This window comes from Mangrovibacter plantisponsor (assembly GCF_003182475.1).
Lineage (GTDB): Bacteria > Pseudomonadota > Gammaproteobacteria > Enterobacterales > Enterobacteriaceae > Mangrovibacter > Mangrovibacter plantisponsor.
In genome coordinates this window covers 157,186-178,751 of the sequence record NZ_QGTS01000008.1, presented here as the reverse complement: position 1 = coordinate 178,751, position 21,566 = coordinate 157,186, and the positions used below count along the sequence as shown (strand labels likewise).

Genomic DNA, 21,566 nt, shown 5'->3' with positions numbered 1-21,566 from the left:
ATAATGAAATTAGCAACCTTTGGCCGACAGGCTTTGATGGGAATGATGGCAGTTGCGCTGGTGGCCGGTATGAGTGTGAAAACTTTTGCCGCTGAAAACCTGCTCAACACCATTAAAGAGCGCGGCACCCTGCGTGTCGGGCTGGAAGGCACTTATCCTCCATTCAGTTTCCAGGATGCAGATGGCAAGCTTGCCGGTTTCGAAGTGGATTTTGCTAAAGCCCTGGCACAGCACCTTGGCGTAAAAGCAGACCTGAAACCGACCAAATGGGATGGCATGCTGGCATCACTGGATGCAAAACGTATTGATGTGGTCATTAACCAGGTTACGATTTCGCCAGAGCGTGAGAAAAAATATGACTTCTCCACTCCTTATACCGTTTCTGGTATTCAGGCACTGGTGAAAAAAGAGAATGCTGGCGAAATTAAAACTGCCGCAGACCTCAAAGGCAAAAAAGTGGGCGTGGGCCTGGGCACTAACTACGAACAGTGGTTACGTGAAAATGTACCGGGTGTTGATATCCGTACCTATGATGATGATCCGACCAAATACCAGGATCTGCGTGTAGGGCGTATTGATGCCATTCTGGTTGACCGCCTGGCAGCACTGGATCTGGTGAAGAAAACTCACGATACTCTGGCCGTGACCGGGCAGCCGTTCTCCCGCCAGGAGTCTGGCGTGGCGTTGCGTAAAGGCAATGAAGATTTGCTCAAAGCAATTAACAGCGCGATTGCCGATATGCAAAAAGACGGCAGCTTGCCGGCGCTGTCAGAAAAATGGTTTGGTGCAGACGTTACGAAGTAAACTTGGCGTTCTGCCTGAATTATTACTGGAAGGTGCCTCTGGCACCTTTTTTTATCGTTTCTGGCTGTGAAACTGTTGGTCAGCTTATCCCTGTAGCATAATCAATAGCATGATTCTTTTACCGGTAACCCGGAGGCACTATGTCCATGCAAAATATGTCCCTGCAAAATCTTACACGCTTTCCTCGCCTTGAACTGATTGGTGCGCCAACTGCACTGGAATACCTGCCACGTTTATCTGACCATCTGGGCCGGGAAATTTTTATCAAACGTGATGACACCACGCCGCTGGCGATGGGGGGTAATAAATTGCGTAAACTGGAGTTTCTGGCAGCAGAAGCTCTGCGCGAAGGTGCCGACACATTAGTGACTGCCGGGGCCATTCAGTCCAACCATGTTCGCCAGACTGCTGCCGTTGCCGCAAAACTGGGGTTGCACTGTGTTGCGTTGCTGGAAAACCCTATTGGTACTCAGGCTGAAAACTACCTGACAAACGGCAACCGGCTGTTGCTGGATCTCTTTAATGTGCAGGTGGAAATGTGTGCCGCTTTGGATGCGCCCGACGCACAGCTGGCGGAAATCGCTGAACGCCTGGAAGCTCAGGGATTTCGCCCTTATGTTGTACCCGTTGGTGGTTCTAATGCATTGGGCGCTCTGGGTTATGTTGAAAGCGCTCTGGAGATCGCCGGGCAGTGTGATGAAGCCGCACGCATTTCTTCAGTGGTGGTTGCCTCGGGGAGTGCCGGCACTCATGCGGGCCTGGCTGTTGGGCTTGAACTGGCAATGCCGGGTACAGAGCTGATTGGTGTGACGGTTTCGCGCACCGTGGAACAACAGAAGCCTAAAGTCGTTAAACTGCAACAAGAAGTGGCCGCGTTGCTGGACGCCCGGGTCAGTGATGATATTTTACTGTGGGATGACTATTTTGCGCCGCAATATGGCATGCCAAACCAGGCAGGCAATGATGCAGTGAAGCTGGTGGCTGAGCTGGAAGGGATTTTGCTTGACCCGGTGTATACCGGCAAGGCAATGGCCGGGTTGATTGACGGCATCAGCCAGAAACGCTTTAAAGATGAAGGCCCGGTACTGTTTATTCACACCGGTGGTGCGCCTGCGCTATTTGCCTACCATCCTCATGTATAACGTTTTTCAGGGTAAACAATAATAATGCAAGAAAGTCTGCAGTTAATACTGGAATCCCTGCCTTATTTACTTAAAGGCGCGGTATTTACACTTCAGCTCAGTATCGGTGGCATGTTCTTTGGCCTGGTTCTGGGGTTTGTTCTGGCACTGATGAGAATGTCGCCAGTATGGCCTGTGTCCTGGCTTGCCCGGGCTTATATTTCCATTTTCCGTGGTACCCCGCTGATTGCACAGCTATTTATGATTTATTACGGTCTCCCTCAGTTTGGCATTGAGCTGGACCCTGTGCCTTCCGCGATGATTGGCCTGTCGCTCAACACGGCAGCCTATGCCGCAGAAACATTGCGCGCTGCTATTGGTTCCATTGATAAAGGGCAGTGGGAAGCTGCGGCCAGTATTGGGATGTCGCGCTGGCAAACCATGCGCCGTGCAATTTTACCCCAGGCGGCAAGGGTTGCTTTGCCTCCTTTGAGTAACAGCTTTATCAGCCTGGTAAAAGATACCTCGCTTGCGGCCACCATTCAGGTACCAGAGCTGTTCCGCCAGGCGCAACTGATTACTTCACGCACTCTGGAAGTATTCACTATGTACCTGGCCGCATCTGTTATTTACTGGGTTATGGCTACGGTACTGTCTTCGCTGCAGAACTATTTTGAAAACCAGTTAAACCGCCAGGAGCGAGACCCTAAATGAGCGCCATTGAAGTGAAAAAACTGGTCAAAACCTTTCATGGTCAGACTGTGTTACATGGTATCGATTTTGATGTCCGCCCCGGGGAAGTCGTGGCTATTATCGGGCCAAGTGGTTCCGGGAAAACGACCTTGTTGCGTAGTATCAACTTACTGGAAACACCAGACAGCGGCACAATCAAAGTCGGCGATATTCTGATTGATGCACAGACCGGCATCAGCCGCCAGCGGGCTAAAATACGCCAGTTGCGCCAGCATGTTGGGTTTGTTTTCCAGAACTTTAATTTGTTTCCTCACCGTACTGTTCTTGAGAACATTATCGAAGGGCCGGTTATTGTGAAAGGGGAGTCCCGGGAGTCCTCAATTGCTGTTGCCCGTGAACTGCTGGCAAAAGTCGGGTTGACGGGTAAAGAAAACCAGTACCCTAAGCGCCTGAGTGGTGGGCAGCAGCAACGGGTAGCAATAGCCCGGGCTCTGGCCATGCAACCCGAGGTGATTCTGTTTGATGAACCGACATCGGCGCTGGACCCGGAGTTAGTAGGGGAAGTATTAACGACTATCCGTGCGCTGGCTGAAGAAAAACGCACCATGGTGATTGTTACCCACGAGATGTCTTTTGCCCGGGATGTCGCAGACAGAGCGATATTTATGGATCAGGGAAACATCGTTGAACAGGGGCCTGCGCACCAGTTGTTTTCCAGTCCGGAACACCCCAGAACCCGTCAGTTTCTTGAGAAGTTTTTAGTCAATTAATCTGTTCTGCCGGCGTACTGGTTGGTGCGCCGGCGTTATCTGCAGTACCGCTTCTGTATCGTTTCCATTGCCGGTTTCCTTCTTATACCGGGCTCCCTGCCAACGGGGTTATTCCCACTAGCTATTCTGAAACTATCGCCACCCATAATGCAAATACCCTGCAGCGCGTAGTGATTATTAAGCAATGGTAAGATAATTCTTAAGTAATTTTATACTGTCGATATGGGTAATTATTAGCGTGATGGGTATAAACGCTGTCAATACAAGCGAGTAGCACAATCATCCAATAATCAATAAGATTTTTCCTGAGAAAATTGCCTTTTACACTAACGTTTTCCTATTTGTATGGTATTTTATCCATGTCGGTCCAGGTGCCAGATTAGGAGATGTAGAAAAATAATGGGAAATACCAACTTCTTTAGTTGGCGATGCGAAGTGAAGTCTCGGTTTAATTCAGTACAACAAACTCAGGAACTGTGGGACTTGTTAACTGAAGAGACTCAATTGATTGGTTATGATTGTTTCGCTTTGTGTATTCGCTATCCGGTTCCTTTTACCAGACCTAAGTTAACTGTTTATTCAACTTACAGTCAGGAATGGCAGAATGAATATATTTCGAATAACTACTTTGAAATAGACCCGGTGTTACGGCCGGAAAACTATAATCTTGGCTATCTGCCGTGGAATGAGTCACTGTTCAGGGATGTCCCTGATTTTTGGGCTTCTGCACAGGCGCATGGTCTGAGATTTGGTGTCACACAATGCCTTATAGCACCGAGCAGGGCTATTGGGTTCTTGTCTGTATCAACGGAATGTAAGCGTAAACAGGCTTTAAGCGATGATGAAACATCGTTACATCTTCAGTTACTGACTGAATTGAGCATGGTTACCCTTAATCGTCTTGATGAACAGGCAGTGCAGTCTGTTGAGTATAAGCTCAGCAAAAGAGAACGGGAAATTTTACTTTGGACAGCAGAAGGTAAAACCTCGGCGGAAATCGCCATGATTTTATCTATCTCTGAGAATACGGTGAATTTCCATCAAAAGAATATGCAAAAGAAGTTTAATGCGCCGAATAAAACTCAAATAGCCTGTTATGCCGCGGCTACAGGGCTTATCTGAAAGGCAAGGTTGTTCTGCGTGCAGACGGAAGTAAAAAGGCCGGTGAGATATCTGAATATCCACCGGCCTTTTCTGTTATTGCAAATGATTACTGGCGGTAAGCCTGTTTAATTTGCTTAACTGTGTTGGTAAATACGGCTGCCTGAGCCGGATCTTCCATTTCTGCAATCTGTTTTTCCATTTTAATAATCACCCGACCAGCATCGGCCTGGCCCAGAGCTTTCAGCATTTGGGTGACCATAGCTTTCAGACAGGTGATTTCCAGGGCAATTTCCTGGAGATTTTCATTAGTGGATAAATCAGGCTGACTCATTGGATACCTCATTAAAATGATACAATGTATCAATCACAATGTGTGACGAAAGGGGCGCATTATAGCATAGCTTATGCGAGTTATATTCCCTCTGTCAGGAAAACTGTATTGCAACGTGTTTAATGCAATAAACGATAATCGTTTTCTTTCATTTTGACGAATAAATGAACGCAGAGGCGAATGCCAACCAGCGAAACATTTACCGGGATGCAGGAAATAAAGAGCAGGGTAAAGCCTGACAGAGCAAATCTGTGTCCGGTGTTACAGACTTACATAATTGTGTTGGTTTTCACCACTATGTTGCATTTTTATCTTTAGCCTCATGATAAAATTTCACAATTGGCGTAAAAAACTGATGTTGTCTCTTTTAGCAATTTCAAGTTGCTGTAAAACCCGGTACTATGAAACAGTAAATGATGTATATACCCGGAATAAATCGAGTTGCTGAGAACCAGCGCCTGTGTGCTGGTGGCACTGACCCGCAGCAACTGGAAATGTGAAGGGCATGAAGCGTTATCCCTTTTCTGGAGATACTCCCTTGATCAACGTGTTTCTTGTTGATGACCATGAACTGGTGCGCGCAGGGATACGACGCATTCTGGAAGATGTCAAAGGCATTCGTATTGCAGGTGAGTCAGCCTGTGGTGAAGATGCTGTGAAGTTCTGCCGCGCAAATCCGGTGGACGTTGTCCTGATGGACATGAACATGCCGGGCATTGGTGGTCTTGAAGCCACCCGCAAAATTGTGCGCGCCACGCCTGAAGTTAAAGTCATCATGTTGACGATCCATACTGAGAATCCACTTCCTGCAAAAGTAATGCAGGCAGGGGCTTCCGGCTATTTGAGCAAAGGTGCCGCGCCGCAAGAAGTGGTGAACGCCATTCGTTTGGTGCACTCAGGGCAGCGCTATATCGCTTCAGATATTGCACAGCAAATGGCGCTGAGCCAGATAGAGCCAGAGAAAACAGAATCACCTTTTGCCTCTTTATCTGAGCGCGAATTGCAAATCATGTTAATGATAACGCGCGGCCAAAAGGTGAATGAAATTTCAGAACAACTCAACCTCAGCCCGAAAACAGTGAACAGCTACCGTTACAGGATGTTCAGTAAGCTTAATATTAGTGGCGATGTCGAGTTGACCCATCTGGCGATTCGTCATGGCCTTTGTAACACGGAGCCTTTGGCAAGTCAGTGAGTGAACATTTCGACGCAAAAGCCTTTTTAAAGACCGTGACCAGCAAGCCTGGTGTCTACAGGATGTATGATGACCAGGCTACTGTCATTTATGTCGGGAAAGCGAAAGACCTGAAAAAACGGTTATCCAGCTATTTCCGTATTAAGGTCTCCAGCCGCAAAACCGAAGCGCTGGTCGCTCAAATAGCCCAAATCGACGTCACCGTCACCCATACAGAAACCGAAGCTCTTCTTCTTGAACACAACTACATTAAGCTTTATCAGCCACGTTACAACGTGCTGTTGCGTGATGATAAATCCTATCCTTTTATCTTTCTGAGCGGCGATCACCACCCAAGGCTTGCGATGCACCGTGGTGCAAAGCATGCTAAAGGCGAGTATTTCGGACCTTTCCCGAATGGTTATGCTGTTCGCGAGACTCTGGCGTTACTGCAAAAAGTATTCCCTGTGCGCCAGTGTGAAAATAATGTTTATCGCAACCGTTCGCGGCCTTGCCTGCAATACCAAATTGGCCGCTGCCTGGGGCCTTGTGTTAAAGGCATTGTCAGCGATGAAGATTACGCTCAGCAAGTTGAGTATGTGCGTTTGTTCCTGTCCGGCAAAGACGACCAGGTTATCCGGATGCTGGTGGCGCGTATGGAGGCTGCCAGCCAGTCACTTGAATTTGAAGAAGCAGCACGGTTAAGAGACCAGATTCAGGCTGTACGCCGGGTAACTGAAAGGCAATTTGTTTCTAATACTGGCGATGATTTAGATGTAATTGGCGTGGCATTCGATGCTGGCATGGCCTGTGTCCATGTACTATTTATTCGCCAGGGCAAGGTACTGGGAAGCCGTAGTTATTTCCCTAAAGTGCCAGGTGGCACAGAACTTAGCGAAGTGGTGGAAACTTTCGTTGGGCAGTTTTATCTACAGGGAAGCCAGTCGCGCACTTTGCCTGGCGAGATACTGCTGGATTTCAATCTGGCCGAACCCGGTTTACTGAGCGATTCACTGTCTGAGCTCGCCGGGCGAAAAATACATGTACAAACGCGCCCACGCGGTGACAGGGCCCGTTATTTGAAACTTGCCCGTACCAATGCCGCGACAGCCCTGGTTACTAAGTTGTCGCAGCAGTCAACCATTCACCAGCGCCTTACTGCACTGGCTGAGGTTCTTAAGCTTCCTAAGATCAGGCGGATGGAATGTTTTGATATCAGCCACACAATGGGTGAACAAACTGTCGCATCCTGTGTGGTTTTTGATACGAATGGACCACTACGGGCTGATTACCGGCGCTACAATATTACCGGAATAACGCCAGGCGATGACTATGCCGCTATGAACCAGGTACTGCGGCGGCGCTATGGTAAGGCGATTGATGACAGCAAAATTCCCGATGTAATTTTTATTGATGGCGGGAAAGGGCAGCTGCGCCAGGCTAAAACGGTGTTTGCTGAACTGGATGTCCCATGGGATAAAACGCACCCATTACTGTTGGGCGTGGCAAAGGGAAGTGATCGTAAAGCGGGCCTGGAAACTTTGTTTTTCGAACCTGAAGGGGAAGGTTTTTCGTTGCCACCGGATTCACCGGCATTGCATGTGATACAGCACATTCGTGATGAGTCACACGATCACGCCATTAGTGGGCATCGTAAAAAAAGGGCGAAAGTAAAAAGTACCAGCAGCCTTGAATCTATTGAAGGGATCGGCCCTAAACGGCGGCAAATGCTGCTCAAATTTATGGGTGGGTTACAGCCTTTGCGTAATGCGTCAGCAGAGGAGATCGCAAAAGTGCCAGGAATTTCAGACGCACTGGCAGAAAAGATTTTCTATGCATTGAAACATTAGGGCCTCTGTAGCAACATAGAGCAAATTCTCACTTACGACAAACAGTTAGCGACGCTATGCGATTTAATATACCAACACTATTGACGCTGTTTCGTGTCATCCTGATCCCGTTCTTTGTTCTGGCGTTCTATTTGCCGTTCCAATGGGCGCCATTTTTGTGTGCATTTATTTTCTGTCTGGCAGCTGTGACCGACTGGTTCGACGGTTTTCTTGCCCGTCGCTGGAACCAAAGCACACGTTTTGGCGCGTTTCTTGACCCTGTCGCAGATAAAGTGATGGTGGCGACAGCACTGGTGCTGGTGGCCGAATATTACCACTGTTGGTGGGTGACACTGCCTGCGGCGACGATGATAGCCAGGGAAATTATTATTTCTGCCCTGCGTGAGTGGATGGCCGAAATTGGCAAACGCAGTAGTGTTGCTGTTTCATGGGTGGGTAAGGTCAAAACTACCGCGCAAATGCTGGCACTGATTGGCATGCTCTGGCGGCCAAATGTCTGGATCGAATACACCGGTATTGGGTTGCTGTTCATTGCCACCATTCTGACTTTCTGGTCAATGTTCCAGTATTTGGACGCAGCACGCGGCGATTTGCTCGAACCGTGATCTATTCGGCGCAAAATTCAGCAAACGATCAGGGAATGAGAAAATTTCGTTGACTCAGTGCGTCAGGTAAGTAGAATGCAACGCATCGAACGGCGGCACGGTTCGCCGGTTAGTAAGAAAATCAAGTGATTAACTTATTTCGATATGCGGGAATAGCTCAGTTGGTAGAGCACGACCTTGCCAAGGTCGGGGTCGCGAGTTCGAGTCTCGTTTCCCGCTCCAGTTATCGGTAATGGCGAAAGCGGTTATCAGCTGTAAAGGCAAAAATTCGGCGCGTTAGCAAAGCGGTTATGTAGCGGATTGCAAATCCGTCTAGTCCGGTTCGACTCCGGAACGCGCCTCCAATTTCCCTGCCCGGATGGTGGAATCGGTAGACACAAGGGATTTAAAATCCCTCGGCGTTCGCGCTGTGCGGGTTCAAGTCCCGCTCCGGGTACCATGGGGAAATATAGAATAATCAAAGCAATAAGCAGTGTCGTGAAACCACCTACGGGTGGTTTTTTTGTGCCTGCAATTCTGTTCGGTATATTACATCCTGGTGCAGGAAGGGGTGTTATATAAGAAAAAGACCTGATGCCAGGCATCAGGTCTTGCGATCATCGGGTTAATAGCCCCGCACAGAACTCTGGTTATTCGCCTTCATATGCCTGGCGGTACAGTTCAATCACCTGTTCTTTGGTGGCTTTACGCGGGTTAGTCAACTGGCAAACATCTTTCTTCGCGTTCTCTGCCATAATGGCGAAATCTTCTGGTTTGACACCCAGGCTCTTAAGTGAATCTGGGATACCAACTTGCTTGCTCAGACGGCGAATTGCTGTGATGGCTTTTGCCGCCGCTTCATCTGTAGAAAGGCCTTCCACGCATTCCCCCATCGCTTCAGCGATATCACGGAACCGGTTCAGGTTACTGATCAAATTGAACGACTCAACATAAGGCAGCAGGATAGCGTTACATACACCGTGTGGCAGGTTGTAAAAACCACCCAGTTGGTGAGCCATAGCATGCACGTATCCCAGAGAGGCATTATTAAAAGCGATACCTGCCAGGTATTGAGCATAGGCCATATTGTCTCTGGCCTTCATATATTCGCCATTGGCGACAGCTTTAGGCAGGTACTGCGTGATCATGGTGATGGCTTTCAGTGCTGCTGCATCTGTCAGCGGATTTGCCATGGTAGAAACATAAGCTTCAATAGCGTGGGTCAGGGCATCCATCCCGGTTGCAGCCGTGAGTGAAGGAGGCATGCCAACCATCAGTACCGGGTCATTAATGGAAATTTGCGGGGTAACACGCCAGTCAACAATCGCCATTTTCACTTTACGTTGTGTATCAGTGATAATACAAAAACGCGTGATTTCTGAAGCGGTACCTGCCGTCGTATTAATGGCCATTAACGGGATCATGTCGTTTTTGGATTTATCAACCCCTTCGTAATCACGAATATTGCCACCATTTGCAGCAAGCAACCCAATACCTTTGGCGCAATCGTGAGAAGAACCACCACCAAGGGAAACAATGGCGTTACACCCATTTTCGCGGTAGCAGGTGATGCCTTCTTCTACATTTTTATCTGTCGGGTTTGGCTCTGCACCACCAAAAATATGCACATCGATTCCGGCTTCCTGGTAGATGGCTGCTACTTTATCTGCCATCCCACTCTTTGCTAAAAAAGCATCAGTAACAATAAGGATCTTTTTAACATTTAGCGTTTTTGCCAGAATTCCGGCTTCCTGAACACTGTCTTCACCAAATACATTACGGGTGGGCAGAAAATAATATGTCGACATTGATCTTCCCCTGTTCATTATTGAGAGTAATAACGTGGTGCACAGACAGCGGTACCTTCCATTGTTAACAAAAATCACAGGCTGGATGCTGCTACAAAAATGAGTCGCGGTTCTTGCTGCACTGTAACAATAGCCCTACAGCTCACTGTTTTAAATGAGAATTTTTGCCTTATAGCAGCAACGCTGGCTGAACATGCCCACGCAATGTAAAGGGATTACGCTGGGATAACCGTGAACACCCTCACAAAAACAATGGTTATTTTAACAATATGGAGCATTGTTATTTACATAATTTGCACGTCGCCCATGGCGAAAATGACGTAACATAGTGTAATTGCGCAATAAAACGTACAGGAATGTACAGAACAGGCTGAAAGGGTAACTATGAAACCGGATATAACATTTTATCGGCGCTTTGCTGCCGATATATTAAGCGATAAGAAAACAATTACTATTCGCAATCAGGCTGAATCACATTTCAACCCAGGCGAGAAATTACGCGTGGGTTATGAAGACAATAATGATATTTTTTGCACTATCGAAGTCATTTCAGTTGTGCCTGTCGCACCCGGTGATTTAACAAATGACCATGCGCGGCAGGAAAATATGTCTTTGGCAGAATTGCAGGCTGTTATCAGCCAGATATATCCGGGAGAGCAGCAATTGTATGTGATTTCCTTTCGCCGTATTGATGAATGCTAACCTTTAATGAGGGGTTACTATGCTGTCAGGTCTGTACGCATTTCCATTAACACCGCTTGATGAACAACAACTTCATTTAGGGGCTTTTACGCAGATAATTGGGCGGCTCGCTGCCGCGAAAATTGATGGCATTTGTGTGGCGGGCTCGACGGGAAGCTATGCCTACCTTAGCCGTGAAGAGCGGGCACTATTGGCGAAGTTAGCTGTTGAAGCCGCACAAGGTATCCCTGTGATGGTGGGAATTGGTGCCAATCGCCAGCGTGATGTTTTACAACACCTTGATGACGCACAGCAGGCTGGGGCTGCGTCTGTTTTACTGGCGCCACTTTCCTACCAGCCTTTATCTGATAGCGAAGTATTCGGGTTGTATCAAGCAGTAAGCCAGGCGTCATCTGTGCCTGTTTGTGTCTATATTAACCCACGAACCACACATTTTGATTTTAGTGATGCGCTGCTCACCCATATTGCCAGTTTGCCCAATATTGCTTCCGTTAAATTTCCGGGTGTCGCGGCAGAGCAACGTGAAGCCGCACGGTTGGCACAATACTGGCGTGGTCAGTTACCTGAACAAGTCTCACTGGGAATTAGTGGCGATGCTTATGCGTGGGCTGCGATAGCCGGCGGGTTTGATATTTGGTATTCCGTACTTGCCGGGTTATATCCTGAGACGTGCAAGGTATTGCTTCGCAGTGCACAGTCAGAAAGTGGGGAAATAAATAAACAACTGGAACCAGTATGGCAGTTGTTCCGCCAGCACGGTAGTTTGAGAGTGGTCGCCGCTATGGCACTTCTTGCCGGGCTTACCCCTTGCGATGGCCTTCCCAGGCCGCTTCAACCTGTGGCAGAAAATGCACTGGCTGAAATCAGGGCAGTGATGGAAAGGCTTCAGTGGTAAAACAACTGATGTCACTCCGTTTACCAGGGTACTTTGGTGCCCTGAATAATTTCAGTCAGGGGTACATTAAGTAACGGTTAAAATGATACCATCTGTGATTACTTGCAGATTAAATATTATTTCATCACTGGTTTCCTGCTAAATAAATCAGTGCTTATAATGGCACGTAAAATATTAGTGTCGCTTAACATACCCCTTATTGATTACATGGTATTACCTATATTGTTTTTTACGTTCAACTCTATGTTTTTTAAGATTAAATTTCTTTAATGAGATTGATTTAACCGTAAGGTGAAAATATTTTGTTGAACTTGAATGGGTGCAACCTGTATAAAGAATTCGACTTAAGGAAGAACCTATTCAAGATCTCTGCTCGTAATTGGCTGGCAGTTTCGATGTCGAACTGCCAGTTTTTTTTATTTAAAATTTCCACCAAATATCTTATCTCGTTTTGTATAACTCCGAAGTGATTTTTCTCATCGACATGCTTTATTCAATTGTTCATTCATTGTTCTGGCTCAACACTGTAGCCGGTGATATTACGTAAGCTTTCTCTTTTAACTGAGGTGTATTAGATGGAATCTGTTCACGGGCATGAAGTGTTGAAGATGATGCTGGAAGCGGAAACCCCATGGACTGCGGCAACGCTTGCAGCAGCAATTAAAGAGAAATTTGGTGAGCAGGCACGTTATCACACTTGTTCAGCCAGTGGCCTTGACGCCGAAGCCCTGGTGGCTTTTCTGGCGCAGAAAGGGAAGTTTATTGATGAAGGGCAGGGGTTTACTACAAGCCCGGATAAAATTTGCCAGCATTAAGCATGCCATTAACGCAAAAAAAAAGTGATGGGCACATTTCCTGGAAAACTACGATGCCTGTAAGTTTAAGCTTACCGGCATCGTGTTGTGTTATAAATCAGGCCTGGGTATCCAGTGTGGCCAGTTCTTTATCTACGAAATACAGCCCTTCACCACTGTTGCCAACAAGGCGCAGTTTATCAATAACAGATTTGAATAACTTCTCTTCTTCGTGCTGCTCGGCAACATACCATTGCAGGAAGTTGAATGTCGGATAATCCTGCGTGGTCATTGCCACATGCACCAGTTCATTAATTTTGCTGCTAATTAATTGTTCATGCTCATAAGTGGCAGTAAACAGCGTATCCAGAGAGGCATAGTCTGCGGTAAGGGCCGGAATAGCGGCGAGCTTAGGTAAATTGCCGGTATCGGTCAGATAGTCAAACAGGCGCTGCATATGGCTCATTTCTTCCTGCGCGTGACGGCGCAGAAAAGCTGCGGCCCCTTCAAAACTGTGGTAGCTGCACCAGGCGCTCATTTGCTGGTAGAGCAAGGAAGAATAAAGTTCCAGATTCATTTGGTCATTCAGGTGGCTAACCATCTCTTCTTTTAACATGTTTTGATCTCCTGCGTACCTGGTAATATGTTTTCAGCAAACTAATATAATTAGTTAAATAGTTGTATGCAATTGTAATTACAGTATTTAATCTTATTCTGTGGGACTGATAATTACTCATAAAATGAAAAGAGAATAAGATGCATTTATTACCCGGCAGCTCAGGGGGAAAAGCGTATTTTTTTCGCCAGATAACGGCATGCGCAGTCTGGCATAAAGTTAAATAAAATGTGATAAATCTGCGGTGATGATTTGTGTAAACTCAGGGAATATCAGTGAGCAGGAGGCCTCATGAGTGAGACCAGGCGCGTATTGGTCATTGAAGATGACCCACATATTGCCCGTTTGTTACAACTACATCTGCGCAACGCAGGCTATGAAACAACGCTCGCAACTGAAGGTGCGCGTGGCGTGCAGTTACTTAACCGCGGCGGGTGGGATGCGCTGATTCTCGATCTGATGCTGCCTGAGGTGGATGGCCTTGAGATTTGCCGCCAGGCCAGGACTCAGGCTCGTTATATGCCCATTATCATCGTCAGTGCCCGCACAGGCGAAACTGAACGTATTCAGGGGCTGAACCTGGGGGCAGATGATTATGTGACCAAGCCGTTTTCGGCACCAGAATTGTTAGCCCGCCTTAATGCGCTGTTTCGCCGCCAGCAAGCCATGAGCGATACGCTCAAACGCGATGCCGGGGTGTTGCATTTCGCGGGCTTGTCCGTTGACCCTCTCAGCCGGCATGCAATCTTGAATGAACAGGTACTGGATCTCACGCCCCGGGAATTCGATTTGCTCTATTTCTTTGCCCGCCACCCAGGCGAAATTTTTTCCCGGCTGGATTTATTGATCCAGGTGTGGGGTTACCAGCATGAAGGCTACGAACACACGGTGAATACGCACATTAACCGCCTGCGTATTAAATTAGAAACTGACCCGTCACAGCCACAGCTCATTGTGACTGTATGGGGGCAGGGATATAAGTTTCTGCCGCCAGGCAGTGAGGGCTGAGAGTGACACGGCTATTTGGCACGTTACCGCGCAGGCTGGCTGCGCTATTTCTTTTGTTGCTGGTGTCTGGCGGCGCATTGCTGGCGGGTATTCAGGTTTCTCTGACGCGTAACTATGGTAATGCGGTTGTCCAGCAGTTGTCTGCTGGCCTGGCTCAGCACCTGGTTCGCCAGTACCCGCGCCTTGCGGATGAAGGTATGGCAGGGGAGCAAACCCGGGCGCTGTTTAATAACCTGATGGCGGTTAACCCGAATGTGGAATTATACCTGATTGACCCTCAGGGGATGATCATTAACGATGCCGCACCTCCCGGGCATCTTAAACGCCAGAAAGTGTCTGTTGAGCCGGTAACCGCTTTTTTGCATGGCGACCCGTTCCCGGTTTATGGCGATGATCCCCGCCAGCTACACGGGCAAAAGGTATTCAGTGCAGCACCGTTTATTTCCCAGGGCAAAGTTCGCGGGTATGTCTATGTGATCCTGCAAGGGGAACATTACAGCGCGCTGCATGCCATGGCCTGGCAGCATAATATTGGTGTCATGGTTGCCGCGTCCCTGGTGTTACTGCTTATCATGTTGCTGATTCTTGGTGGCGCGACTTTTCATTGGGTGGCCAGGCCAGTCAGGGCACTGGAGCGCCGGGTCAGGCAAATTAGCCTGGGGCAACCACGCGTTACTGTTGAGGCAGTGCCTGATACGCGCAGTATGACCCAGGAACTGGTAAGCCTGTCGCAAGGGGTCACCCTGATGGAAGCAAAAATTGCCAGCCAGTGGGCTGAACTTGCCCAGGAAACCCAGGAGCGTCGGGCATTTTTGGCAACGGTCTCTCATGATCTACGCACACCGCTAACCGCCATCCATGGTTATATCGAATCCATTCTGTTGTTGAGTGACAATCTTTCGGATGAAGAAAAACGCCAGTATCTGGAAATCGCGCTGTCCGAAAGCCGCAAGGTGAGCCAAATGGCGCAGTCGTTGTTTGAGCTGGCCCGCCTGGAATACGGCGTGATAACACCTGATAAAACACTGTTCTCTCTGGAAGACCTGGTACAGGATGTAATGCAAAAAATGACGCTGGCAGCGCAAACACGTAACCAGCGTTTGCAGGTTGAGCCACTGGCCGGGTTGCCGGTGGTCAGTGCAGATATGGGCATGATTGAACGCGTGCTGACGAACCTGCTGGATAATGCGATTCGCCATACACCTGAGGGGAGCACCATTGCCGTTCGCGCCTGGCCGGCGTCAGATAATATGATTCTGGAGGTCGCCGACAACGGGCCCGGCATACCGCCAGAGAAGCGCAGCCAGTTGTTTACCCGCCCGGCATTGCTGAAGGGTGAAAGCTTGTCCCGGGGCGGGTTGGGGTTAATGGTGGTTCACCAAATCCTGCAGTTACATGGTAGCCGGATTGAGTTGATATCCTGCCCGGGGGCCTGCTTCCGCTTTACGCTTCCCCTGGCTACTCAGAGCCAGTCGGCAGGTTAACTGCGCCAGAAGGTGCGTGAAAACAAGATAAGAACCGGGTAGATTTCCAGGCGGCCAAGCAGCATTGCCGCGCACATCAAATATTTGGCGCTTTCCGACAGCCCGCCGAACCCGCTGGCTGTTGCCCCAAAACCCAGCCCCATGTTGTTGATACAGGCCGCGACGGTTGCAAATGAAGTGAGCAGGTCGTAACCCATTAAATTCAGTAACCAAATAAACAGACCAGTACAGGCCGCGTAGAGAAAAAAGAAACTCCCCACTGAGCGAACAACCCGGTCACTCATTACCGTTTTCCCCACTTTAATGCTGATTAATGCGCGCGGGTGGGCGAGCTGGTGTACTTCGTGGCGGCTCTGGCGGAGTAAAATCAGCAGGCGCATCATTTTTAACCCGCCGCAGGTAGAGCCAACACATCCGCCAAAAAAGCTGGCACTGAGCAGTAACACGATTGTGTGCGTGGGCCAGTGGGCATAGTCCCCAGTAGCCAGACCGTTATCTGTGAGCATGGAACTGGTAAGGAAAAAGGCATGCACCAGCGATTCGCCAGGTGAGTACATCCCGGCGCGCCACACTTCGAGGGCCACGATGGCAACCAGAATAGCGGCAACAATAAAGTAAAAACGCAGTTCAGGGTTGCGGCGAAAAGGCTGAATGCTGCGGCGTATTATGGCCACAAAATAGAGGGTGAAATTAATCCCTGACAGCAGTGAGAACACACCCGCCACCAGTTCGACAGGCTGGCTGTTAAAAAAACCAATACTTTCTGTTCGGGTGGAAAAACCGCCCAGCGAGACCGTGGACAGCCCGTGGCACAGAGCGTCAAACCACGGCATCCCGGCAAACATATATGCAACGGTGCAGGCCAGCCCGAGCAGTAAATAGGTAAACCACAAGTTACGTGATGTATCCGCCAGCCGCGGTGTCAGCCTTTCTTCTTTAAATGGCCCGGGCATTTCCGACTGGTAAAGTTTCATGCCCCCAATCCCCAGTAACGGAAGTACGGCGACAGCGAGTACGATAACGCCTAAACCGCCAACGAAATTTAACTGGGCGCGGTAGTACAGTATGGATCGGGGTAACAGGCTGACATTATTGAATATTGAAGCACCGGTGGTGGTTATTCCGGAAACACCTTCGAACAGTGCATCGGCAAGGCTGATATGCAGACTGTCGTTAAGCCATAAAGGCATGGCGCTGATAACTGAAAACAGTAACCAGAACAGAACGATAATGATGAAGCCGTCCTGGGTTTTAAGTTGTACATTTTCCTGGCGAGTGGTAACCCAACAAAAGCCACCCAGCACAGAAAAACAGGCAAAGGTGGTTAAAAAAGCAAACAGGCTGCGGTCTTTATCAATCAGGGCCAGCAGCATGGGCGGGATCATGGAAAGACTATAAAGGAGGACTAAAAACCCACATAAATGAACGACAATTTTAGTGCGTGATGAGATTTGCATAGCTGCGTCATGCCATAAAACAGCGCGTCATTCGGAAAGTAAAGCCAATAACGCTGACAATAAAGAGTGTGAAATATAACACAAATCTGCTCCTCAACATGCTATCACGGCGCGTCTGGTCACCAAATCAACAATCTGTATCAGGCGCTGTCTTGTCTTTTATGTGGTAATAGCGCCAGCGCCTGTTCCGGGGGCAGTGGTTTGCTGAAGTAATAACCCTGCATAAAATGGACGCCAAATTTAGCCAATTGTGCAGCCTGTTCCGGCGTTTCCACACCTTCAGCAACGACCTGGAAATGGAGCCCGTGGGCAATGGTCATTACCGCAGCGATTATCGACTGCCCTTTATCAAAAATATTGGCCACAAAGGCACGGTCGATTTTCACGTAATCAATATTGAGGTTCTGAATCACGGACAGGCTTGAATAGCCTGTGCCAAAATCATCAATAGAAATTTTAACACCCAGCAAGCGTAGCCGACTTATGGTTTCTTTCACACCTTGTTGCTCCTGGTGAAAAAAAGTTTCTGTCACTTCCAGGTGTAACCGACCGGGTGCTATCTGATGTTCGCTCAGCACCTGCGCCACATTGGCGACAAACTGTGGGTCCTGCATCTGGATAACCGAAACATTGACCGACAGACTGGCGGTGGTGTGAGGCATCTCTGTCAGTATTTGGCAGGCTTGCTCCAGCACCCAATAACCAACCGGCACAATCAGCCCGCTTTGTTCCGCCAGTGGAATGAATTCCGCAGGAGAAATGTTTTCGCCGTTATGATTCCAACGCAGCAAAACTTCAAAGCCAGCAATACGCTGGCTGTTTGCCGTCACGATAGGTTGCAATGCCAGGCTGAGCGCGCCAGCGGCCAGTGCAGAGCGCAGGGCTTCAAGTAACGTGGTACGGCGTAACAGGCTCTGCTCCAGTGCCTTGTTGTAGAACGCAATACGTTCATGGACCTGGTCTTGCTGTGCATACATTGCAATATCGGCCAGTTGAATAAGTTTACTCATGCTGTCGCCATGCTCAGGGCAGATGGCGATACCAATCGTTGAACGAGGGGTAATCTGCTCTTCGTCAATGCGGTAAGGCATACCAAGCCTCACCAGCATGGCATCGGCCACCCAGTATAATTCACCCGGGTCGGTCAGCGCGGTGGCAAAGATAAACTCGTTGCCGCCCCAGCGGCAAAACCAGGTGTTGTCATCAGAGAATTCACGCAGGCGACCACTGAACTTGCGCAGGAGTGCATCACCGTATGTGTGCCCCAACGTGTCGTTGATCTGTTTAAAGCTATCCAGTTCAATAAAAAAGACGCTGTAGCCATTAATTTGTTGCTGGTGGAACCGCTCAGTTAACTGGTTTGCCTGTTCCAGAAAAGTTGAACGGTTATACAAGCCAGTCAGTGGGTCCATTCGTGAAAGTTTGTATAAATCCTGAGTGCGCTGGCGTACCAGGTCTTCCATATGTTCCAGCATGGTCAGGTTTTTGTACTTGAGAAAAATTGCGTTGCGAATATAACGGGACACCGTGAGTGCTGAAAACACCATTGCCAGTGTGAAGAAGATACCAAGAATACCTAAATGAACCCTGTAACTGTCTGAAAGCATCAACAGTATAAGTGAGCAGGGGAGTAACATAATGCAGGAATACAACGTTGCCAGTAAAGGATGGCCTGAAAGAATGCAGGTCGCTCCCGCCGCCATGGCGGATAAAATAATCACCACACAGGTGAATTCTTCCGGGCTGAAACTGGGGTAAAAAAACAGGCTGTAAGCAGACCAGACGGCTGCCGTGATTAATGCGCCAATAGTAAAGCGCCGGTGGTAGCGGCCTTTGCCCTGCTGTTCACTGGGAAGGTGGCGCCAGATAAAAATATCAACACAGCGTAAACCCAGGATAACCAGCATAACGGTAAGCCAGGTGATTTTCCCGGCCCGGGTTTCCGGTGTAAGAAAGCTGAGCGCAAGGGTTATGGCGGCCAGCCCGCTAATCGCAAGCCCGTTAAAGGCATTGCCATAAAGTAGCTTATTCCCTTCGCGTAAGTAGAGTTTCTGGCGTTCGTTATCTTCATTCATGTCGTCATCCGGGCCGTAATACGGCTTGTAACATAATGATATTTTTAATGTCATCAGACCTGAAAAACGACTAACCTAGACAGGTTTAAGTATAGATGCCGTGCGCAATATTCGTCTGAAGGGCGCACAATAAAGAATAAAAAAATGGCTTTAGCATTGCTGCCATCTCTGCGGGTAAACGCAGACGCCCGGGTGCTCTCTGTAAATGTAGCTAACCAGCGTAATAGTGTCACTTAGCCACAGGAGATTGCCCGTTACCGGGCATTCTCTTCTTAATAGCCTGCTGTATTACTCTGAATCAGTTGCCCCTGGCATAACCAGGAGGTGGTCACTTGCTCGTTCAGGCACTCAGATGCGCTGGTTGTGGTACAGGTAGTAATTGGATCACCAAATGACAGTGCTGTGGCGTAACCCCAGGCCTGGCAAGCCCGGTTTGCATTATTCTGCGCCATGTACTGGTCTACATGAGCATTTTGCAGAGGCGGCAGGTCGTAGGCCAGGCGGACAACACCACTGTTTCGGTCACCACCGACAAATTCAGGTGTCTTCGTTATGGTACAACCCGCTACCAACACACATAAAACCGCTAAAATTATTGTTCTCATGCCCAGTGCCTGTGACAAATAAATCAGATTGTAGGTGACTGGTGACCAGGGCAATCGGCTGAATAAAGGGGAAAAGGGCGCTGCCAGTGCGTTATTACTCAATATGTGAAGTCTGTGCCAGCATACCACCAGGTTGCGACTTGCCAGATAAGCATGATGCCGCGGCTGTGAACTGTAAGTGACCAGGGCTGGCAATCTGGCTTTCTGTTCTGTGTTCATGATGTGCTTTACCGGCAATAAGAAAGTAAATTGTGAACCAGACTGTAATTTTTAAAACAAGTTTTCATTAAATTTGAAAGTATGTTCATAGGATAGTATTGTTAGCGCATCAAGTCGCAAATCTGGTGGGTAAACCACGCTACGATTCAGGAGAGAATAGAATGAAAGTTGCACTGATGATGGAAAACAGTCAGGCAAGTAAGAATGCCGTTGTCCTTAAAGAGCTGAATGCGGTTGCTGATGAAAAAGGCCTGTCAGTTTTCAACGTGGGTATGAGCGATGAGCAGGACCACCACCTGACTTATATCCACTTAGGCATTATGGCAAGCTTGCTGTTGAATTCAAAAGCTGTTGATTTCGTTGTGACGGGGTGTGGCACAGGCCAGGGCGCTTTGATGTCACTGAACATCCACCCGGGTGTAGTGTGTGGTTACTGTATTGACCCGGCAGATGCTTTCCTGTTTGCCCAGATCAACAATGGCAACGCGCTTTCTTTACCTTTTGCTAAAGGCTTTGGTTGGGGCGCAGAACTGAACGTACGCTTTATCTTTGAAAAAGCGTTCACTGGACGTAAAGGGGAAGGTTACCCGCCAGAGCGTAAAGAGCCACAAGTGCGCAACGCTGGTATTCTGAACCAGGTAAAAGGTGCTCTGGTTAAGGATTACCTGGAAGGTTTACGTGCGGTTGACCGCGAGCTGGTTAAAACAGCTGTTTCTGGCGAGCGTTTCCAGAAATGCTTCTTTGAACATTGCCAGGATAAAGAGATTGAAGCATTTGTTCGCGAGCTCCTTGGCTAACTAACAACGCTTAGAATTTCGAAGGCCAGCTTATGCTGGCTTTTTTTATGCGCCAGAATAGGTAGCAGGCACACATACAAGAACATCTGGCAGGTAAGGCTTTTCCCCGGTGGCCCAAACGTTCAGCGCGAAGTTCGACCGGCGTCAACAGCGGTCAATAGAGTGCTCTAAGGGTATTCCCCGAAAAGATGTAACTTCCTCGTCTATGGCCAGACGGATAATTGAGTGACCGACACAACATCTTCACAGATCCTGGCCTGTCTCATCACCCGTGTGACGTAATTGCTACCACATCAACGCGATTGACATGCGCTCATACCTTATCGCCTTTCCCCAGTGCTCCACGTGGTAACAGCTGTATTGTTTCCCTGTGCCAGTGCGGGGGACTCATACGTGGCAAGCAAAAAGCTGCAGAGGAGAGGGTTACAATACGTTGCTTATTAACAAAATTTTAAATTTACCAGGATTATTTTGCGATGCAGCTCACAAAACAGTTGATTTTTGTGATGGTGGTCATATTATATACCCAAGTTGAGCAACACCTGCATAACATACATAAGGTTTGACCATGAAACTGCGTCGCATTCTGAAAAGCATGTTTGAAAACTACTGCAAAACATTCAAAGACGTCCCGCCGGGCGCAATGTTTTGATAAAAAAAACCTGCTCCGTCACG

Annotated in this window: 21 protein-coding genes and 3 tRNA genes; 18 read left to right on the top strand and 6 right to left on the bottom strand. The window is 48.4% G+C overall.

Annotation, left to right across the window (positions count from 1 at the left end; translation table 11 throughout):
• Nucleotides 1–3: 3 nt before the first annotated feature.
• The 5 genes from tcyJ to sdiA all read left to right on the top strand — a co-directional run bounded on the left by tcyJ (nt 4) and on the right by sdiA (nt 4,510).
• The gene (tcyJ, locus tag DES37_RS14710; RefSeq protein ID WP_036111904.1) at nt 4–804 is read left to right on the top strand and encodes a cystine ABC transporter substrate-binding protein; all 801 of its coding nucleotides are present in this window, start codon (nt 4–6) and stop codon (nt 802–804) included.
• Nucleotides 805–959: 155 nt separating this feature from the next.
• Nucleotides 960–1,946 (top strand): D-cysteine desulfhydrase, encoded by a 987-nt coding sequence (dcyD, locus tag DES37_RS14705; protein WP_110026531.1) that lies wholly within the window; start codon nt 960–962, stop codon nt 1,944–1,946.
• Between the two features lie 24 nt (nt 1,947–1,970).
• Nucleotides 1,971–2,639, top strand: coding sequence for a cystine ABC transporter permease (tcyL, locus tag DES37_RS14700; RefSeq protein ID WP_036111902.1), 669 nt, complete (start codon nt 1,971–1,973; stop codon nt 2,637–2,639).
• On the top strand, nt 2,636–3,388 hold the full coding sequence (gene tcyN / locus DES37_RS14695) for an L-cystine ABC transporter ATP-binding protein TcyN (protein ID WP_110026406.1): 753 nt from the start codon (nt 2,636–2,638) through the stop codon (nt 3,386–3,388). The genes tcyL and tcyN overlap by 4 nt, the downstream gene beginning before the upstream one ends.
• A 399-nt stretch (nt 3,389–3,787) precedes the next feature.
• On the top strand, nt 3,788–4,510 hold the full coding sequence (gene sdiA / locus DES37_RS14690; protein ID WP_036111895.1) for a quorum-sensing transcriptional regulator SdiA: 723 nt from the start codon (nt 3,788–3,790) through the stop codon (nt 4,508–4,510).
• Between the two features lie 88 nt (nt 4,511–4,598).
• Here sdiA and DES37_RS14685 read toward each other — a convergent pair whose 3' ends face one another.
• On the bottom strand, nt 4,599–4,823 hold the full coding sequence (locus tag DES37_RS14685) for a DUF2594 family protein (RefSeq protein WP_036111892.1): 225 nt from the start codon (nt 4,821–4,823) through the stop codon (nt 4,599–4,601).
• 538 nt (nt 4,824–5,361) lie between these two features.
• On the opposite strand from DES37_RS14685, the gene uvrY reads away from it, so the two are divergent.
• From uvrY to DES37_RS14655, 6 genes are all read left to right on the top strand, one after another.
• Nucleotides 5,362–6,018 (top strand): UvrY/SirA/GacA family response regulator transcription factor, encoded by a 657-nt coding sequence (gene uvrY / locus DES37_RS14680; protein ID WP_110026404.1) that lies wholly within the window; start codon nt 5,362–5,364, stop codon nt 6,016–6,018.
• The gene (gene uvrC / locus DES37_RS14675) at nt 6,015–7,847 is read left to right on the top strand and encodes an excinuclease ABC subunit UvrC (protein ID WP_110026402.1); all 1,833 of its coding nucleotides are present in this window, start codon (nt 6,015–6,017) and stop codon (nt 7,845–7,847) included. The genes uvrY and uvrC overlap by 4 nt, the downstream gene beginning before the upstream one ends.
• A 56-nt stretch (nt 7,848–7,903) precedes the next feature.
• Complete coding sequence (gene pgsA / locus DES37_RS14670) at nt 7,904–8,452, top strand: CDP-diacylglycerol--glycerol-3-phosphate 3-phosphatidyltransferase (protein WP_036111882.1); 549 nt, start codon at nt 7,904–7,906, stop codon at nt 8,450–8,452.
• Between the two features lie 146 nt (nt 8,453–8,598).
• Nucleotides 8,599–8,674, top strand: a tRNA-Gly gene (locus DES37_RS14665).
• 48 nt (nt 8,675–8,722) lie between these two features.
• Nucleotides 8,723–8,796: transfer RNA gene (locus DES37_RS14660), tRNA-Cys, on the top strand.
• 8 nt (nt 8,797–8,804) lie between these two features.
• A tRNA-Leu gene (locus DES37_RS14655) sits at nt 8,805–8,891 on the top strand.
• A gap of 190 nt (nt 8,892–9,081) precedes the next feature.
• Here the strand turns inward: DES37_RS14655 and DES37_RS14650 are convergent.
• Nucleotides 9,082–10,239, bottom strand: coding sequence for an iron-containing alcohol dehydrogenase (locus DES37_RS14650; RefSeq protein ID WP_110026400.1), 1,158 nt, complete (start codon nt 10,237–10,239; stop codon nt 9,082–9,084).
• A 384-nt stretch (nt 10,240–10,623) separates the two neighbouring features.
• Between DES37_RS14650 and yqfB the strand changes: the two genes are divergently transcribed.
• The 3 genes from yqfB (at nt 10,624) to DES37_RS14635 (ending at nt 12,651) form a co-directional block, all read left to right on the top strand.
• A complete protein-coding gene (yqfB, locus tag DES37_RS14645; protein ID WP_110026398.1) occupies nt 10,624–10,941 on the top strand; it encodes a N(4)-acetylcytidine aminohydrolase in 318 nt (105 codons plus the stop codon).
• 19 nt (nt 10,942–10,960) lie between these two features.
• The gene (locus tag DES37_RS14640; protein WP_110026396.1) at nt 10,961–11,836 is read left to right on the top strand and encodes a dihydrodipicolinate synthase family protein; all 876 of its coding nucleotides are present in this window, start codon (nt 10,961–10,963) and stop codon (nt 11,834–11,836) included.
• Nucleotides 11,837–12,411: 575 nt separating this feature from the next.
• A complete protein-coding gene (locus tag DES37_RS14635; RefSeq protein ID WP_036111870.1) occupies nt 12,412–12,651 on the top strand; it encodes a YecH family metal-binding protein in 240 nt (79 codons plus the stop codon).
• Nucleotides 12,652–12,748: 97 nt separating this feature from the next.
• Here the strand turns inward: DES37_RS14635 and ftnA are convergent, their stop codons facing one another.
• On the bottom strand, nt 12,749–13,246 hold the full coding sequence (gene ftnA / locus DES37_RS14630) for a non-heme ferritin (RefSeq protein ID WP_036111866.1): 498 nt from the start codon (nt 13,244–13,246) through the stop codon (nt 12,749–12,751).
• Between the two features lie 291 nt (nt 13,247–13,537).
• On the opposite strand from ftnA, the gene DES37_RS14625 reads away from it, so the two are divergent.
• Together DES37_RS14625 and DES37_RS14620 are read left to right on the top strand one after the other, a co-directional pair.
• Nucleotides 13,538–14,254: a response regulator transcription factor gene (locus DES37_RS14625; protein ID WP_110026394.1), complete on the top strand. Its 717-nt coding sequence runs from the start codon at nt 13,538–13,540 to the stop codon at nt 14,252–14,254.
• Nucleotides 14,255–14,256: 2 nt separating this feature from the next.
• Nucleotides 14,257–15,738 (top strand): sensor histidine kinase, encoded by a 1,482-nt coding sequence (locus DES37_RS14620; RefSeq protein ID WP_110026393.1) that lies wholly within the window; start codon nt 14,257–14,259, stop codon nt 15,736–15,738.
• On the opposite strand, the gene DES37_RS14615 is transcribed toward DES37_RS14620, so the two are convergent.
• The 3 genes from DES37_RS14615 to yecR all read right to left on the bottom strand — a co-directional run bounded on the left by DES37_RS14615 (nt 15,735) and on the right by yecR (nt 19,875).
• Nucleotides 15,735–17,195 carry a TrkH family potassium uptake protein gene (locus DES37_RS14615; protein WP_110026391.1) on the bottom strand — a complete coding sequence of 487 codons (1,461 nt, stop codon included), beginning with the start codon at nt 17,193–17,195 and terminating at the stop codon, nt 15,735–15,737. The two genes, DES37_RS14620 and DES37_RS14615, sit on opposite strands and share 4 nt — an antisense overlap.
• A gap of 140 nt (nt 17,196–17,335) precedes the next feature.
• The gene (locus DES37_RS14610; RefSeq protein ID WP_110026389.1) at nt 17,336–19,324 is read right to left on the bottom strand and encodes a putative bifunctional diguanylate cyclase/phosphodiesterase; all 1,989 of its coding nucleotides are present in this window, start codon (nt 19,322–19,324) and stop codon (nt 17,336–17,338) included.
• 218 nt (nt 19,325–19,542) lie between these two features.
• Complete coding sequence (gene yecR / locus DES37_RS14605) at nt 19,543–19,875, bottom strand: YecR family lipoprotein (RefSeq protein ID WP_036111853.1); 333 nt, start codon at nt 19,873–19,875, stop codon at nt 19,543–19,545.
• 380 nt (nt 19,876–20,255) lie between these two features.
• On the opposite strand from yecR, the gene DES37_RS14600 reads away from it, so the two are divergent.
• Together DES37_RS14600 and azuC are read left to right on the top strand one after the other, a co-directional pair.
• Entirely contained in the window at nt 20,256–20,891 is a 636-nt protein-coding gene (locus DES37_RS14600; RefSeq protein WP_036111851.1) for an RpiB/LacA/LacB family sugar-phosphate isomerase, read from the top strand.
• A 568-nt stretch (nt 20,892–21,459) separates the two neighbouring features.
• Nucleotides 21,460–21,543, top strand: coding sequence for a stress response protein AzuC (azuC, locus tag DES37_RS14595; RefSeq protein WP_110026387.1), 84 nt, complete (start codon nt 21,460–21,462; stop codon nt 21,541–21,543).
• Nucleotides 21,544–21,566: the final 23 nt, after the last annotated feature.